Here is a 14,684-nt window from a genome sequence, read left to right as displayed (position 1 = left end):
CTAATAAATAATCATGAAAAAATCACTATCCTTTTTTGTTATATTCTTCAGTATAGCATGGGGAAATGCTCAATTATCTTGTGCTGCAGCAGTGAATCTTACCCTTGGAACGCATACCGCTCCTTCAGTTTCAGGTTCGCCAATTTCAACAGCCTGCACACTAGGAACTTCAGGAAATGCAGCTTTATGGTATAAATATACCGCGACTCAAAATGGTAATATTACAGTTTCAACAGCTTTGGCAGGACAGAATGTAGATACCCGAGTTATAGTTTTTACAGGGAATTGCGGAACTCAAACCTGCGTTGCAGCGAATGATGACTTTTCAGGATATGCCTCTCAGGTAACTTTTTCCGCAACCACGGGAACTACATATTATATAACTTTTGATAATAAATGGACGAGTTCTGGCTTTAATTTTTCTATTGCCGAAACGACTGCTTTACCAAGCAGGTTATCATTTACACAACAATATGTAAATGCTCCGGGAACTTACAATCATTGTGTGGTAGATATGAACGGCGATTATTTGGATGATATTGTGTCGGTAGTAACTGCGACTCAAATTGTGATTGCTTATCAACAACCCGGAGGTACTTTCAATGAAGTTTCTTATACCATTCCCAATACCATAGTTCTGCCGTATTGGAGTATTGCGGCCGGAGATTATGACAATAATGGTTTCAACGATCTTATGTATGGTTCGGGAAGCGGAATTGCTTTTGTAAAAGCCAATGCAACGGGAACAGGTTTTACTTCAGACAGAAAACCTCAATCTTTTCTTACACAGCGTACAAATTTTGTAGATATTAATAAAGATGGAAAGCTCGATGCTTTTGTTTGTGATGATAATGCTCCCAACAGATTTTATATGAATGACGGAACAAATATGAATCACAATCAGGGCGGAATGGGAGATTTTCCTTCCGGTGGAAATTATGGCTCTATCTGGATTGACTATGATAATGATGGAGACATGGATTTGTTTATTGCTAAATGTAGCGGCGGCGGTTCCGGACCCGGTGGAAATATTGATGAGCTTCACCGAAATAATGGTGATGGAACATTTACAAATGTAGCAGCAACAGCAAATATGGCAAATCCTGTTCAGACCTGGTCTTCAGCTTGGGGGGATTTTAATAATGATGGCTGGATGGATGCTGTTGTCGGCATGAATTCTACAGCAAACGGATACAGCAAAGTGATGAAAAATAACGGTAACGGAACTTTTACGGATGTTTCGGTAGGGTCGGGTTACGATACTTCAAATAATTTGAGCAGAGAATATGTAGCATATGATTTCGATAACGACGGATTTTTGGATATTTTAGGAGCCGGAAATAATATTATGTTTGGTGACGGAACCTTTAAATTCATTCCGAATGCAACACCATACAATTTAAATTATAACAACAGACCTGTAGGAGATCTTAATAATGACGGTTTTCTTGATATTCAGAATGGGAATACCATTATGCTGAATGCCGGAAATACCAATAAATGGCTTAAAGTAACCTTACAGGGAACTCAAAGTAACAGAAACGGAATTGGCGCAAGAGTTGAAATTTACGGAACTTGGGGAAAACAGATCCGAGATGTACAAAGTGGAGTAGGATTCAGAAATATGAATACGTTAAATACTCATTTCGGGATTGGTCAGGCAACAGCAATTACAAAAGTAGTGATAAAATGGCCTTCAGGTTTGGTAGATACTATTAATAATGTAACTCCAAATACAACGCTTCATGTTGTGGAGGGAACTTTTTTAGGAACCAAAGATGTTGAGAGTATTCAAGATTTGTTTACGGTTTATCCAAATCCTGTTGTTGATGTTATAAATTTTAAATCTAATAAAAATTTTATTCCTGTTGAAGCAAAAGTTTATGAGCTGAGTGGAAGAATGGTTTTACAGACAAAAATCGACAGAGAATCTTTTTCTGTTCAACAACTGAATTCAGGAAATTATTTATTAATTTTAACTGACAAAAATGGGAAAACATACTCTCAGAAAATAATTAAAAAATAAGATTTCAATCATAAACCTAAATTAAGTATGCAAAGTCGAAAGGCTTTGCATTTTTTTGTTTTAACGAAATCAGTTTTTCTCAGGATTCACCCTATTCAAAAATAAATAGGTCGCAATGCCTGAAATTAATGACATTGATGTCGCCAAAATTAAACTTCCAATGACGTACTGCAGAACATTGTTTTTTACCAAATCAAAATTCCATTCCTGATTAAAGATGTCACCATCTCCCGAAACGAATGGCGAACCGAGAAACAGGGAAGCAACGATGATGAACGGTATAAATGGTGGCAAACTGACGTTGGATGCGATAAATGCCAGAACTTTATTCAGCTTGAAAACGACGGATAACGAAATTACAAGCAAGGTGTGATATCCTCCGAAAGGCAAAAATCCTACAAAGACGCCCATCGCAATAGAGAATGCTTTCACTCGATTGGTGCCCTCGCTCTCTAAAATGTCTTCTTTGATGAATTTTTTGAAACTCTTTTTTCTGAAATTAAGAATAAAATTTCTAGGAATGATATAAACCAAAGCAATAAACACCAAAATCGTATTCAAAATACTTATTCTCGTGAAATCTTTAAAAGGTCTGAAGTGCGAAACTCTTTCCGTAGGATCGTACAAAACTTTTATCGGAATATTTTTTACTGGAACGTGTCTCCACGCTGTACGTACAATAATTTCAATTTCAAATTCAAATTTCGGAGTAAAATATTTTTTTGGAATTTTATGTAAAGGATATAACCGATAACCGGATTGTGTATCTTCCAGTTTAATTCCTGTTTCAAACCAAAACCAGAAATTAGAAAAACGGTTTCCAAAACTGCTTTTCTTGGGAATTCCGTCTTGCGACATATTCCGGTTTCCGATCAATAATACATCTTCATTTTCATTTAGTAAAGCTTCAACAAAAACAGGAATATCATCGGGATAATGCTGTCCGTCAGAATCGATAGTGATTGCATAATTAAAGCCCAGATCTTTTGCTTTTCGGAATCCTATTTTCAAACCATTCCCTTTTCCTTTATTTTCGGGAAGATGTAAAACAGTAATTTGGGTATAATTTTTAAGAATTTCTGAAGTCGAATCGGTAGAGCCGTCATTAATAACAATAATATTTTCGGTGTAATCTAAAACACCGTCAATCACTCTCTTAAGTGTCTTTTCATTGTTATAAGTCGGAATTAAAACACAAATTTTCCTTTCAGAAATTGCATTTTGTACTTCAGAAAGCGTCATTAGATTATCTTAAAGAATTTTTTTCTGCAGCATTCATCGTTTTAGATTGTGCTGCAAATTTTCTGATATAAGTTTTTAATGCTGCATTTTGCCTGCCGTAATTATCAATAATAAACATTTTATCTTCTTTAAGATTTTTAGAATAGCCTACAATCTTCGGGATATTTTCCTGAACACTCATTCTGATTAACCTCAATTCAATATTGTTCGGATTGGTTTTAATAACGTTTTCCAGATTTGTTGCGCCAGATTTCACAAACGATTTTCTTTTATTTTTTTCAGTGGTAACTTTTGCTTCCAAGATTTCTGCAGCCGCTTTATAACCAGTAATAATCGGATCAGATGAAGATTTTTTATCGGCAACTTCAATAAAGTTTTTTGCTCCTTCATTTGATGAATTGGCTTTAGAATAAGCATTTCTCAAAGCTTCCAGATCAGAAGACTGAAAAAATAAAAACAGTCCGGCAAAGAATGATACTATAAGTTTCATTTTATATTTTAGTATAATTAACTGACATTTTCAATGCAATAGTCTCGCCAAATGAAGTTACATTTTTTACTTTAACTTCTGTTTCGTTTTCTGCAATATCAAGAATCATTGTTAATTCAGGCGTTTCAAAAGGATTGATAATCGCCATGAACTTTACGTTTGATGCTGTTTTTAAAAATAATTTTCTGCCGATAAATTCCTCAGCAAGTTCTTTGATAATCTGCATCATACAAACTCCCGGAGTAACAGGATTTCCAGGAAAGTGTCCTTTGAAAATATCATGATCCCTGTTTAACAGAATATTTGCCGAAAAACTTCCGCTATCTGCTTTTTCGTAAGATTGTAAAGTATAAAAATCTGTAAGTATAGTTTGCATTTTATTCTGTTTCGGTAATTAGAAATAATTTGATGTTGATTTTAAAATCTTTATGTTGAATTTCAATCGTTTCTGCAAAAGTAGGTTTTTTAGCCTCAAATATAAAATCGATTTTTTCTCTGTTGTTTTTTGTGTAGATAATTTGTTCTAATAGATTATTTTCTTTATTAAAACTTAGGTAATATCCACTTTTGTCAGTTTCAGAATGAAATATTTTTATTGAATCATTATCAAAACTTTCATGGACAGGATATTTTTGTTTTAAAAGCTTCTGAAAGTCATTTTTTAAAAAGTTAATGACTATTTTTTTATCTAAATCCGGAAGAACATAATTAAGTTTAAAATCATTTTCTGAGATTTCAAAATCTATTAATTTATTTCCAAAATCAGAAGTCATAACAACACGATGCGTTGTTTCATTGATTTTTTTTAGAATTAAAATTCCGCTTACATGGTTTTTATAAATATCCATCTGACATTTATAAATATAGTCTTCATTGGAAGAAAAATATAAATTTTCAACTGTTTTTTCAGTATTCGGAACAGATTTTACGTTGGTTATCTGATAACTTTTACAGGAAACCAACAATAAGAAGATAAGACTATAAACTGAATTCTGAAGCAGCGATCGGCGCATTAATCTTTGTATTTTTAAAAACAATATTCGTTGTATCACCGGAAGCTTCCGTCATATTGACCTGAGAAACCGTCGACTGACCTTTTGGAAAACTTAATTCGATCTGCTTTATATATTTCAATAATTGAGCTGATTTGGGAGTGAATTTTGCGATATTTGAAGTTGCATTTTTTAAATAAACCACGGAAAATTCGGGATCGCTGAACATTTGTCCGTTCGAACTTCCGACAATCAGTTTATTAATTTTCTCAAAAGTTTTACTTTTTGCGTCAACAGAAGATTTTTTCCCCTGATCGTTGATGAAAATTTTATTGTCTCTGAAAACAATGCTGTACTGATAAGGTTTTGTGTATTTCCAGCTTAACATATTGGGCGATTTTAAAGACATTTTTCCCTGAGTGACAATGTTTTTATCTAAAAAATCCATCTTCTTGATTTGTGTAAAATCACTTTGCAAGGTTTTTATTTCTTTTGTTTCTGAGGATACTTTGGTGACAAATGCTTTTGATTCTGCGCTCGTCATTGCTGTATTTTGTGCAGAAATGAAGCTGGAGAATACTAGAAATGTTATGAAAGCTGTATTTTTAAACATTAGTTTTTTGATTTAATGATTGAATCAATCGTGAAAGTCGAGTACTTTTCACACTCCAAAAATAACAATAATTCGACCAAAACATTGTAGGTTTTTTCTGAAGTATCGTGAAGCAGAATAATGCTTCCTTTTTTTAATTTTTTTGTGACTCTTTTTAATATTTTCTGTTCGTTGTCAATTACGGTGTCCAGCGAACGAACATTCCAGCCGATGCTTTTTTTGTTGGTTTTTTTGATCGCTTTTGCAATATTCGGATTTGTTACGCCAAAAGGAGGACGATACAAATTGGTTTTTAGATTTCCAATATTCATCATTGCTTCATCACACTTTTCAATTTCCTCAACCATTTTAGAAGCTGATAAAAATCCTGTATTGTTCGAATGAGAAAGGGTATGATTTCCGATCGTGTGACCTTCCGCAATAATTCTTTGAAACGTTTCCGGATATTTTTCAATCTGTTTTCCAATGCAGAAAAAAGTTCCTTTAATATTTTTTTCTTTTAATAGATCTAAAAATTTTGGTGTAAATTCAGTAGGCCCGTCATCAAAAGTCAGAGCGACTTCTTTGATTTTCGTTCTTTTATGAGTAATGCTGTTGACAAAAAATCCTAGCTGAATATCAAAAGAACCCCAAACCATAACCGCAGAAAACATAAAAAAACAAAACAAATACACCCAAAAAGTCCCATGAAACGCATAAATAAAAACGTTATAGAAAAGATAAAATAGGATAAATGGATAATGTTTCATCTTTTTAAATTTTTGGTGTTAAAATATTCTGTTTCCTTTAACGGAATCTTTGTCATTCAGAGCGAAACGAAGTGTAGCGTGGAATCTATACAATGTTAAAATCTGTATCGAGATTCCTGCGGAATGACAAACACACTGTTTACTTTGCTGAGTGAAGCGCCTTTGCAAACGAAAAACATTTTCAAGAATTTAAAAAAAATTTGCGCTCTTTGCGTTAAAACAATTCAATAATTAAGCTTGTTCCAACAAAACCAAGCTATGATCTTTTCCGCCAAGATGATTATACAAAAGAATATTTTTAATTTCTTCTCTTTTCATATTATTAATCTTCATCACTTCAGGAATTTCTTGATTTTTAAGAATATGACAAGCCATAAATGTAGAAAAACCACTTGCTGTATTGAACTCTCCGCTCAAATGTTTGTAGTACAACAATGTGGAGTTTTCAAATAAGCACATTGATTTTTTATAATAAACATCAGATTTTGCATCTCCGCTGAAACCTAAAATTACAACATCAATATCATTTGTTTTCAAATTATTTTTAGCTAAGAAATCTTCAATAAATTGTTGAGTTCCATTTAAATCTAATCTGTTAATGATTTGAATATCTTTCAATTGAGCGTAAGAATTTTCAGTTTTACCTTTTCCTAATACAAAAAAACTGGCACCTTCTCCCCAAATCGCACCATCTGTTGTTGAATTCAAATAGTCAACAGGAAGATTTTCTTCTTTTTTAATGGTTTTGTTTAATTTGTACAATTCCATTGTTCGGTCGGTTTGCTCATCCGTTGAACCGATCAAAATGTTGTCTGCTTCGCCATCGAGAATCTGTAATTTTGCATCAAGCATCGAAAACTCCAAAGACGAAGAAGTATTCACATACGTAAAGTTATAACCATGACATTGTAAACCTAAAGCGATTTGTCCCGCAACCGTGTTGTGTGTAGACTGAATAAAAAACGTCGGAGTCAAAAACTCTTCATTATTATCCAAAACATTTTTCAAGAATTTTTCAGAATCCTGAGAACAGCCTATTCCTGTTCCGACAATAATGGCATCAGGTTTTTCAATTCCTGCTTCTTTTAAAGCGTAATTTGAAGCTACTGAACTCATTTTTACGGTTTTAGACATTCTTCTGATCATGGCAGGTGGAATGAATTCTTTATAAACCGGTTCGATAGCTTTTAAAACTTGTGGCGAATTTTCGGGCTTAAGATTTTGGAAAAATTTTTCATTTAAAGTGTCCTGAACTGAGATACAGGCTGCACTGTTGATGTAAACTGTACTCATGATTTTGAGAAAATTAAAGTTGAACAATTTCCTCCAAAACCAAACGAATTGGAAAGAACGTGGTTAATATTTTTCTCTTTGAGATCTGTTACAGGCATTAAATCAAATTCTTCCATCTTTTTTTTAAAGTTCAGATTTGGGAATATAAGACTGTTTTGAATCGCCAATAATGAATATACCGCTTCAATTCCCGCTGCTGCAGCCAAAGTATGACCTGTAAAAGCCTTTGTTGAACTAAATTCAGGAACTTTGTTTTCACCAAAAATCCGAATCATTGCAATTCCTTCCGACAAATCATTATTCGGAGTTGCCGTTCCATGAACATTGATGTAATCAATATTTTCTTTATCTAATCCCGAAACTTTCAAAGCTTTTTCCATTGCTAAATAAGCACCTTGCCCGTTTTCCGAAGATGCAGTTTGGTGATGCGCATCATTGGCATTTCCGTACCCTGAAAGATAACCGAGAACTTTTTTGTTCTCTTTTTTCACAACTTCATCAGATTCCAAAACGATGAAAGCGGCTGCTTCACCAAGATTAAGACCTTTTCTGTCGTTGTCGAAAGGCGTGTTGTAAGAATCCGTCAGAATCATCAACGTGTTGAAACCATTCAAAGTAAATTTTGAAAGAGAATCTGTTCCGCCGACAATTACACGATCTAAAACTCCGTTTTTAATCAGCTTTGCACCCATCATAATTGCATTCGCTGCAGACGAACAAGCCGTACTGATCGTAGAAACCATACCTTTTAGCCCCAAATAATCTGCAATTAATAATGATGAATTTCCCGCATCATGTGAGTCAATATATTTTTGCTTTTCAGGGAAGTCTTCATATGTGTAGAAATATTTTTCAGTGACATCCATTCCGCCAACACTTGTTGAGGAAATCAGTCCGGTTTTATATTCATTAATGTCCGAAATTTCGGCACTTTCTACGGCTTCTCTTGCAGCAATCATTCCTAATAAAGCGGTTCTTGTCGCATTATTTTCTTCATTTAGCTGAAGTTTTTCAACAAGTTCCTCATTAGATAATTTTATTTCTCCTGTTTTAATCTTTCCGGAGTGACGTGTTTCAAATAATTCTATGTCTGAAATACCGTGTTTTCCTGTCGTTAACGAAACAAAATTCTCTTCCACATTGTTTCCAATAGCGGAAATGATGCCCATTCCTGTAATTGCGATTTTTTGACCCATCTTTACAAATGTAATAATGCAGCAATGTAACAGTTTACCAATAATTGCCAGACTGTTACATTATTAGATTGGTAAATTAATTTATTTTGTTCTGTTCTCTTCAATGTATTTTGCCATCACTTCGATAGACTGGAAAATTTCTTTTCCTTTTTTAGGATCAGCCAGTTTTATTCCGTATTCTTTATCCAGAAGAACGATTAGTTCTAAAGCGTCAATAGAATCCAAGCCAAGACCTCCACCGAAAAGGGGATCTGTGTCTTTGATTTCTTCTATTGCAACGTCTTCAAGATTAAGAACTTCGATGATTTTGTTTTTTAATTCTAATTTTAAATCTTCCATACTTCTAATTTTAGCAATGTATCAATGTATCAGTTTACCAATTAAAGCTGAACATCATTTTTACATTGTTTTACTGTTATATTGTTTTATTACAAAGTGAGCAAATATACGAAAGCTTTATAACTTTCCTGATAGAGTTCTACCCATCCGCACAAGACTTTTTCGGCTTTTCCCGACTGTAAAATCTGTTCGGCATAATTGTTTAAAAATTCTTCATCAAATTCATCCAAGACAAAGAAAGCATTCTCTGTTTGCATCTTGTGTTTAATACTGATTTCTCCGACACAAATATTAGGTAAGGTGTAAACAAAAACAGCAGGACTTGGAAAATAATCTTCCTGAGAATTGATGCTTTGCTGATATTTAAAATCGGTGTCAAGGCTTGATGATTTATTGGCGAAAACCAAAGCTGTTTTGCTGTGATTGTTATTTTTTAGAATCATTTCAGAAGCTAAAAAAGCGAGTTTGCTCAAATTATCCATTTTATGAAATTTCGGATAATGTATATCTAAACTTTTATAAGCTTCTTTCGCAAACTCCGAAAAATGTTTGGTTTGAGTTTCAAAAATAATGTCGTTGTTGAGAATTATTTTTGAGTTTTCTATGATGCAAATATCTGTTTTCGTCATTGATGGTAAAAAGTTTAAGGCTTCTTTGTCGGATTTTGATGCGTGTTGAAAACAGAAAGTACAATGATTTTATAATCAATAATATCAAAAACGATGAGATATGGAAACTTTTGAATGAAAGCTTCTCTGTAATTTTTTTTAAGCTGAAAATGTTTCGGATGATTTTGAATTCTACGAAGATATTTTTCCAAATGAGTCATAAATTTTTCTCCCAAACCTTTTTTAGCATCTTCATAATAAATGTATGCTTCCAAAATTTCCAAACTGGCTTCTTCCTGTAAAATTAATTCATAAGTCATTTCAAAGCAGATTTTGCTTTTTCTTTAACTTCTTCCCAAGTGTAAGATTTGCTTGCTCCTGTTAAATATCTTTCTCGTCTTTCATTTATCTTATCATAATGCCAATCAGGAATTGTAGGATAATTGTCTTCCCGCTCCTCAACATCGATGATTCCGTTGATGATGCGCAAAATTCTCTCATCCGCAATATCTATATATTCGTGAATTCTTTTTCTGATTTCTAAAGTAGATTCCATATCTGAAACTTTATTTTTATAAAATTACAAAATTATTTTCAGCATTTTTCCAAAACAATTGCTGCATTACAACCTCCGAAACCAGAAGCTGTTTTTAAAATATATTTAATTTCAGACAATTGGTTTTCCTTAATAATGTTCAAAGATTGAGAAATTCCTGTTTCTTCGAAATTTTTTGATGGAATTAAGGTGTTATTCAAGGCTGATTCCATTGAAATAATGCTTTCCAGAAGTCCGGATGCGCCCAAACAATGTCCGTAATACGCTTTTAAACTATTTAAAGGAACATTCTGTAAATCCATTCGGTTGAAAGCGATGGCTTCCATTTCGTCGTTGTAAATTGTCGCCGTTCCGTGCGCGGAAATAAAATCAATTTGTTCTGATGAAACTTTTGCTTCCTTCATTGCGTTTTGAACGCTTAAAAATAATCCATCGCCCGTTCTTGACGGTCCGGAAATATGATTGGCGTCGTTAATTGCAGAATCACCTAAAACTTTAAACCTTAATTTTTCGTTTTCTGATGGAGTGGAAGTCACATAAACGGCTGCAGTTGCTTCTCCTAAATTAATTCCGTTGCGGTTTTTGTCGTAAGGTTTGCAAATTTCCGTTCCAATGGCCTGAAAAGAATTAAAACCCGAAATCACAAATTCAGAAATTTCATCTCCGGCAATTACAAAAGCATCTTTATATTTTCCTGCCTGAATCATATTTTTCCCAATGGAAATTGCCATCACTCCGGAAACACAGGCGTTAGAAACAACAATCGGTTTGGTTTTAAATCCAAAAAAATCAGCAACTTTTTGAGCTAAATTATAAAGGAAAACACTTTCAGGTAAAGCTTCCTGATTTTTTAATAAACTGATATTTCCTTTCGTTGTTGAGAGAATAAAAGCTGTTTCAGCTGAAATCTGATGTTTTTCCACTAAAGGTTTCAGACTCAATAAAAACAATTTTTCTAATCTTGTGAAATCCGAATTGTTGAAGTGTCTTGTAAATTCATATTCAAGCTTTTCATCATCAATTTTAGATACAAAAAAAGCTTCTTGATTATCGATGACTTTATGTAAAGCGACACCAGATTTTCCCTCTAAAAGTGCTTTCCAGTTTGATTCCAGATCAAAACCCAAAGGCGTGACACAGTTATAATCTGTGATGTAAATTTCCTTTATCATAAATCCATTTTATCTTTCCAAGCCTGAAAAAACTCTGGATTGTATAAACATAAATTATTATCAGAATCCAGAAAAACCTGAATTGTTTCTCCGCTGCAAACGAGTTGATTATTCTGATTAAAAATCTCGTATTTATAAATCAATTTTGCAGACACAGAGTTCACGAAAGTGGTTATGATATTGAATGTTTCCCCATACTTTAAAGGAAGGAAATGTTCGCAGGTGCTTTTCACAATCGGGGTTACATATCCAGCTTTCTGAATGTCAAGATACGTTAAACCGTGTTGTCTTCCGAAAGCTTCTCTTCCGTCCTCAAAATACACGATGTAATGTCCATGCCAAACAATTCCTAAAGGATCTGTCTCGTTGAATCTTACACGCACTTTTTCAGTACAAATTAAATCTTTAGACTGCATTTTGTTTTCTTTCGTAAAATAATGAGATCGCAACCATTGCTATGTAGAATAAAAATAAGAAAATCAGCTCTTCAGCGATTTCGCTAATGCCACTGTTTCTTAAAATAATGTCATAATATGCATTCAGCCCCCAATTCATCGGTGAAAATGCAGCCATTTTCTGCATAAATTCAGGCATTAGAAAAACAGGAACCCAAATTCCTCCAATTGCGGCCAAAACCACAACCGAAGTTGCACCAAATGGAGCAGACTGTTCCTGGGTTTTCGCTACAGTTCCTAATAAAACGCCGAATCCGATTGCGGCTAAACCTGCAAATAAAGTAACAATTATTAAATGAAACATTTTTCCTGTTACGTCGAATTGAGGTAAATTCATCAACGGGAAAAGCCAGATTCCAACAGCAACCATCAGCAAAAACTGAATAATACAGATGATTAAATACGTGAATGTTTTCCCTAAAATATGAATATAATAAGGCGTCGGACTTACACGAACTCTCACACTCGTTCCCTGACTTTTTTCCTTTACTAAATTGATCGATAAAGGAACTACAATAAAGAAGATCGCAAATAACGCCCAAGCCGGAACATTGTGCTGAACCGAATTTGGCAGAGCTTCTTCTTTCCCTTTGTTCGGAGTGATTTCTTTGAAAGTGATTAAACTTTTATTTTCAAGGTCTTCCGTTGTGCCAAGCTGTTCCTGGAAGGCTTTGTAGATTTTTTTATTCTCAATTTCAAAAACCATTTTGTTAATGGCATTCATCACCGAATTTTTGAAACCTGCGTTGGTTGCGGGATCAAAGTAGAGATGAATATCTTTTGTTTTTGAAGCTATAACTTTAGTTGCGGTAGAATCAGTTTCTAAACCAAACGAACTTACAATGGTCTGGACTTTAGAATCAATATTTGAATTTAAATCTTTTGATAAATTTTCAGGAATGACAATTGCCATTTGATAATCTCCTTTAAAAACCGCTTTTTCAGCTGATTTTTCATTGTAATCTGTTATTAATTCAAATGTTTTGCTGGTTTCCAGTTCTTTTTTGATGACTTTGGAAACTTCAGATTTGTCATTATCAATAAAAATAATCGGAATTTTTGAACCTTCCAGATTTTTAAATGTTGAATCCTGAATTAAAGTAATGGTGATAATCAACAGCAAAGGCATCAAAAATATAATGACAATCCCGCCTGAATCCCGTTTCAGTAATTGGATTTCCTTGATGAAACTTCTCCACAATTTATACAACATCCCTCAATTCTTTTCCGGTTAATGAAATGAAAACATCTTCAAGATTTTCCGCATTTGCAACATTCTTAATCAATTCTTCAGGCGTTCCAGTTGCATGAATTTTTCCGTGATCGATGATGGCAATTTGGGTACAGAATTCTTCTGCTTCCGATAAATGATGCGAAGTATAAATAATGCACGTTCCTTTCTTATTTAAATCTAAAAGATAATCGATAATCGCTTTTTTCGATTGTACATCAACGCCAACCGTTGGTTCGTCTAAAAATAAAACTTTCGGGTTGTGAAGTGTTCCTGCCAAAAGATTGCAACGACGTTTCATTCCACCTGAAAACTGTTCAACTTTTTTATTGGCAAATTTCGTCAGGCCCATCAATTCCAACGCTTCATCGATTTGTTGATGAAGATTTTTAGATTTTAAGCCATACAAACTTCCAAAAAATAAAAGGTTTTCTTTTGCTGTCAAAGTCGGGTAGAGCGCATATTCCTGTGGAACAACACCGATGATTTGTTTTAATTTTGTACTGTCTTTTTTAGGAGACAAGCCATTGATGGTAAAACTTCCTGAGGTTGGTTTAATCAAACCAGAAAGCATCGAAATCAAAGTGGTTTTTCCCGCTCCGTTTGGGCCGAGAATTCCGTAGATTTCGTTTTTATCGATGTTTAAAGAAATATCATTCACAGAAAAGTCTTCTGCATTTTTGTATTTCTTGTAAAGATTTTTTATTTCGATGATATTGTCCAAACTAAATCGCTTTTCTCAGTTTCTTATAAAAATCCTCTTCCAGATCAGCAATATGCAGCATCGATTTTGAAAGCTGATTATAAATGTCGCTTTTTGAATTTCTGTTTTTGTAAACCCTCGCAATATCCACTGCAAAATCTCTCCAAAGATCCCCGATTGTGGTAATTTCTTTTGATAATTCTTTCAGTTCATCATTTTTAAGTATTACTGAAGCTTCCTGTAAAAAAGCGCCGTAAATAAACCTGAAACCGCCACCTCCGGTTCCGATTTCTTCCTGCATTCTGATGAGTTGTCCGAGATAATGATTGGTCACTTTTGTGCCTTTTTTTTCGGCCCATTTCGGGATGCTTTTTGCTACCCAACGCATTGCTTTTACACCGATAATTGGTACTGGAGCCAGCATATTTTTGCAGGTGTCTTTAATTCCTTTTTTGATGGCTTCTTCAAGATTTACATTTTCCGGAATGTGAGTTGGGAAATACATATGACCTTTCGGAGCCAAAGCTCCTTTTGCGTAACGTACTTTTTCCAATTCAGCTTCGGTTAAAGTTGTTGCGAAATCCATCACAGGATCGCTGATCAGGAATTTTCCGTCTTCTTTTCCGTAAACTACGAGATTGTGAGCATTAAAATGAAATTTATATTCTTCAGGAAAATAGGTCAGGTTAAAAACGCCAACCTGTAGACCTGTCGGGATATTTTGTTCCAAATTTTTCTCTAATGCAACTTGTGCGTCTTTTGGATTTGAAAATTTTATTCTTTTAATTTTAATTCCCAGTCTTTTTGCAGCTTTGCTAAAAATCGCTCCGGGCATCGGTCTATAACTAAATCCCGGCGCAAAATTTACTTTCAGGAAAGGTAAATACACGAAAAATAATCCGGAACCTATGCCGAAAATCATTGGTTCGCTGAGTTTTAAACCTCGGTTAAGAAGTAAATTGGAGGCAACACCGTTTTCGCAGTGAGCGGTTTGATGGTGTTCAAAGTTAATTTGCATA

Annotated in this window: 18 protein-coding genes; 1 reads left to right on the top strand and 17 read right to left on the bottom strand. The window is 34.0% G+C overall.

Annotated elements, in window-relative coordinates; translation table 11 throughout:
* Window positions 1–13 precede the first annotated feature (13 nt).
* Complete coding sequence (locus ACOOWA_RS00920; protein WP_421372615.1) at window positions 14–2,026, top strand: FG-GAP-like repeat-containing protein; 2,013 nt, start codon at window positions 14–16, stop codon at window positions 2,024–2,026.
* Between the two features lie 69 nt (window positions 2,027–2,095).
* Here the strand turns inward: ACOOWA_RS00920 and ACOOWA_RS00915 are convergent, their stop codons facing one another.
* The 17 genes from ACOOWA_RS00915 to ACOOWA_RS00835 form a co-directional block, all read right to left on the bottom strand.
* Complete coding sequence (locus tag ACOOWA_RS00915; protein WP_421372613.1) at window positions 2,096–3,268, bottom strand: DUF2062 domain-containing protein; 1,173 nt, start codon at window positions 3,266–3,268, stop codon at window positions 2,096–2,098.
* Window positions 3,269–3,272: 4 nt separating this feature from the next.
* Window positions 3,273–3,758 carry a hypothetical protein gene (locus ACOOWA_RS00910; protein WP_421372611.1) on the bottom strand — a complete coding sequence of 162 codons (486 nt, stop codon included), beginning with the start codon at window positions 3,756–3,758 and terminating at the stop codon, window positions 3,273–3,275.
* 1 nt (window position 3,759) lies between these two features.
* A complete protein-coding gene (locus tag ACOOWA_RS00905; RefSeq protein WP_421372609.1) occupies window positions 3,760–4,134 on the bottom strand; it encodes a 3-hydroxyacyl-ACP dehydratase in 375 nt (124 codons plus the stop codon).
* 1 nt (window position 4,135) lies between these two features.
* Window positions 4,136–4,771, bottom strand: a complete 636-nt coding sequence (locus ACOOWA_RS00900) for a hypothetical protein (RefSeq protein ID WP_421372607.1) — start codon at window positions 4,769–4,771, stop codon at window positions 4,136–4,138.
* Window positions 4,737–5,363: a LolA family protein gene (locus ACOOWA_RS00895; protein WP_421372606.1), complete on the bottom strand. Its 627-nt coding sequence runs from the start codon at window positions 5,361–5,363 to the stop codon at window positions 4,737–4,739. Before ACOOWA_RS00895 ends, ACOOWA_RS00900 begins: the two co-directional genes overlap by 35 nt.
* A complete protein-coding gene (locus tag ACOOWA_RS00890) occupies window positions 5,363–6,112 on the bottom strand; it encodes a polysaccharide deacetylase family protein (protein WP_421372604.1) in 750 nt (249 codons plus the stop codon). The genes ACOOWA_RS00895 and ACOOWA_RS00890 overlap by 1 nt, the downstream gene beginning before the upstream one ends.
* Before the next feature lie 231 nt (window positions 6,113–6,343).
* Window positions 6,344–7,405, bottom strand: a complete 1,062-nt coding sequence (locus ACOOWA_RS00885) for a beta-ketoacyl synthase N-terminal-like domain-containing protein (RefSeq protein ID WP_421372602.1) — start codon at window positions 7,403–7,405, stop codon at window positions 6,344–6,346.
* Window positions 7,402–8,601 (bottom strand): beta-ketoacyl-[acyl-carrier-protein] synthase family protein, encoded by a 1,200-nt coding sequence (locus tag ACOOWA_RS00880; RefSeq protein ID WP_421372600.1) that lies wholly within the window; start codon window positions 8,599–8,601, stop codon window positions 7,402–7,404. Before ACOOWA_RS00880 ends, ACOOWA_RS00885 begins: the two co-directional genes overlap by 4 nt.
* Window positions 8,602–8,682: 81 nt before the next feature.
* The gene (locus ACOOWA_RS00875) at window positions 8,683–8,940 is read right to left on the bottom strand and encodes a phosphopantetheine-binding protein (RefSeq protein ID WP_421372597.1); all 258 of its coding nucleotides are present in this window, start codon (window positions 8,938–8,940) and stop codon (window positions 8,683–8,685) included.
* A gap of 89 nt (window positions 8,941–9,029) precedes the next feature.
* Window positions 9,030–9,569, bottom strand: coding sequence for a 3-oxoacyl-ACP synthase (locus ACOOWA_RS00870; protein ID WP_421372595.1), 540 nt, complete (start codon window positions 9,567–9,569; stop codon window positions 9,030–9,032).
* A gap of 14 nt (window positions 9,570–9,583) precedes the next feature.
* Complete coding sequence (locus ACOOWA_RS00865; RefSeq protein ID WP_421372593.1) at window positions 9,584–9,868, bottom strand: type II toxin-antitoxin system RelE/ParE family toxin; 285 nt, start codon at window positions 9,866–9,868, stop codon at window positions 9,584–9,586.
* The gene (locus tag ACOOWA_RS00860; protein WP_421372591.1) at window positions 9,865–10,104 is read right to left on the bottom strand and encodes an addiction module protein; all 240 of its coding nucleotides are present in this window, start codon (window positions 10,102–10,104) and stop codon (window positions 9,865–9,867) included. The genes ACOOWA_RS00865 and ACOOWA_RS00860 overlap by 4 nt, the downstream gene beginning before the upstream one ends.
* A gap of 38 nt (window positions 10,105–10,142) precedes the next feature.
* Entirely contained in the window at window positions 10,143–11,276 is a 1,134-nt protein-coding gene (locus tag ACOOWA_RS00855) for a beta-ketoacyl synthase N-terminal-like domain-containing protein (RefSeq protein WP_421372589.1), read from the bottom strand.
* Window positions 11,273–11,692: an acyl-CoA thioesterase gene (locus tag ACOOWA_RS00850; protein WP_421372587.1), complete on the bottom strand. Its 420-nt coding sequence runs from the start codon at window positions 11,690–11,692 to the stop codon at window positions 11,273–11,275. The genes ACOOWA_RS00855 and ACOOWA_RS00850 overlap by 4 nt, the downstream gene beginning before the upstream one ends.
* Window positions 11,682–12,944 carry an ABC transporter permease gene (locus ACOOWA_RS00845; protein WP_421372585.1) on the bottom strand — a complete coding sequence of 421 codons (1,263 nt, stop codon included), beginning with the start codon at window positions 12,942–12,944 and terminating at the stop codon, window positions 11,682–11,684. The genes ACOOWA_RS00850 and ACOOWA_RS00845 overlap by 11 nt, the downstream gene beginning before the upstream one ends.
* Window positions 12,934–13,686, bottom strand: coding sequence for an ABC transporter ATP-binding protein (locus tag ACOOWA_RS00840; protein ID WP_421372583.1), 753 nt, complete (start codon window positions 13,684–13,686; stop codon window positions 12,934–12,936). The genes ACOOWA_RS00845 and ACOOWA_RS00840 overlap by 11 nt, the downstream gene beginning before the upstream one ends.
* Window position 13,687: 1 nt before the next feature.
* Window positions 13,688–14,683 carry a BtrH N-terminal domain-containing protein gene (locus ACOOWA_RS00835; RefSeq protein ID WP_421372580.1) on the bottom strand — a complete coding sequence of 332 codons (996 nt, stop codon included), beginning with the start codon at window positions 14,681–14,683 and terminating at the stop codon, window positions 13,688–13,690.
* Between the last annotated feature and the right edge of the window lies 1 nt (window position 14,684).

The sequence above is a fragment of the Chryseobacterium sp. GP-SGM7 genome (assembly GCF_049166575.1).
Classification (GTDB): Bacteria; Bacteroidota; Bacteroidia; order Flavobacteriales; family Weeksellaceae; genus Chryseobacterium.
The sequence above is the reverse complement of the archived record's forward strand: the minus strand, read 5'-3'. Positions and strand labels throughout refer to the sequence as shown.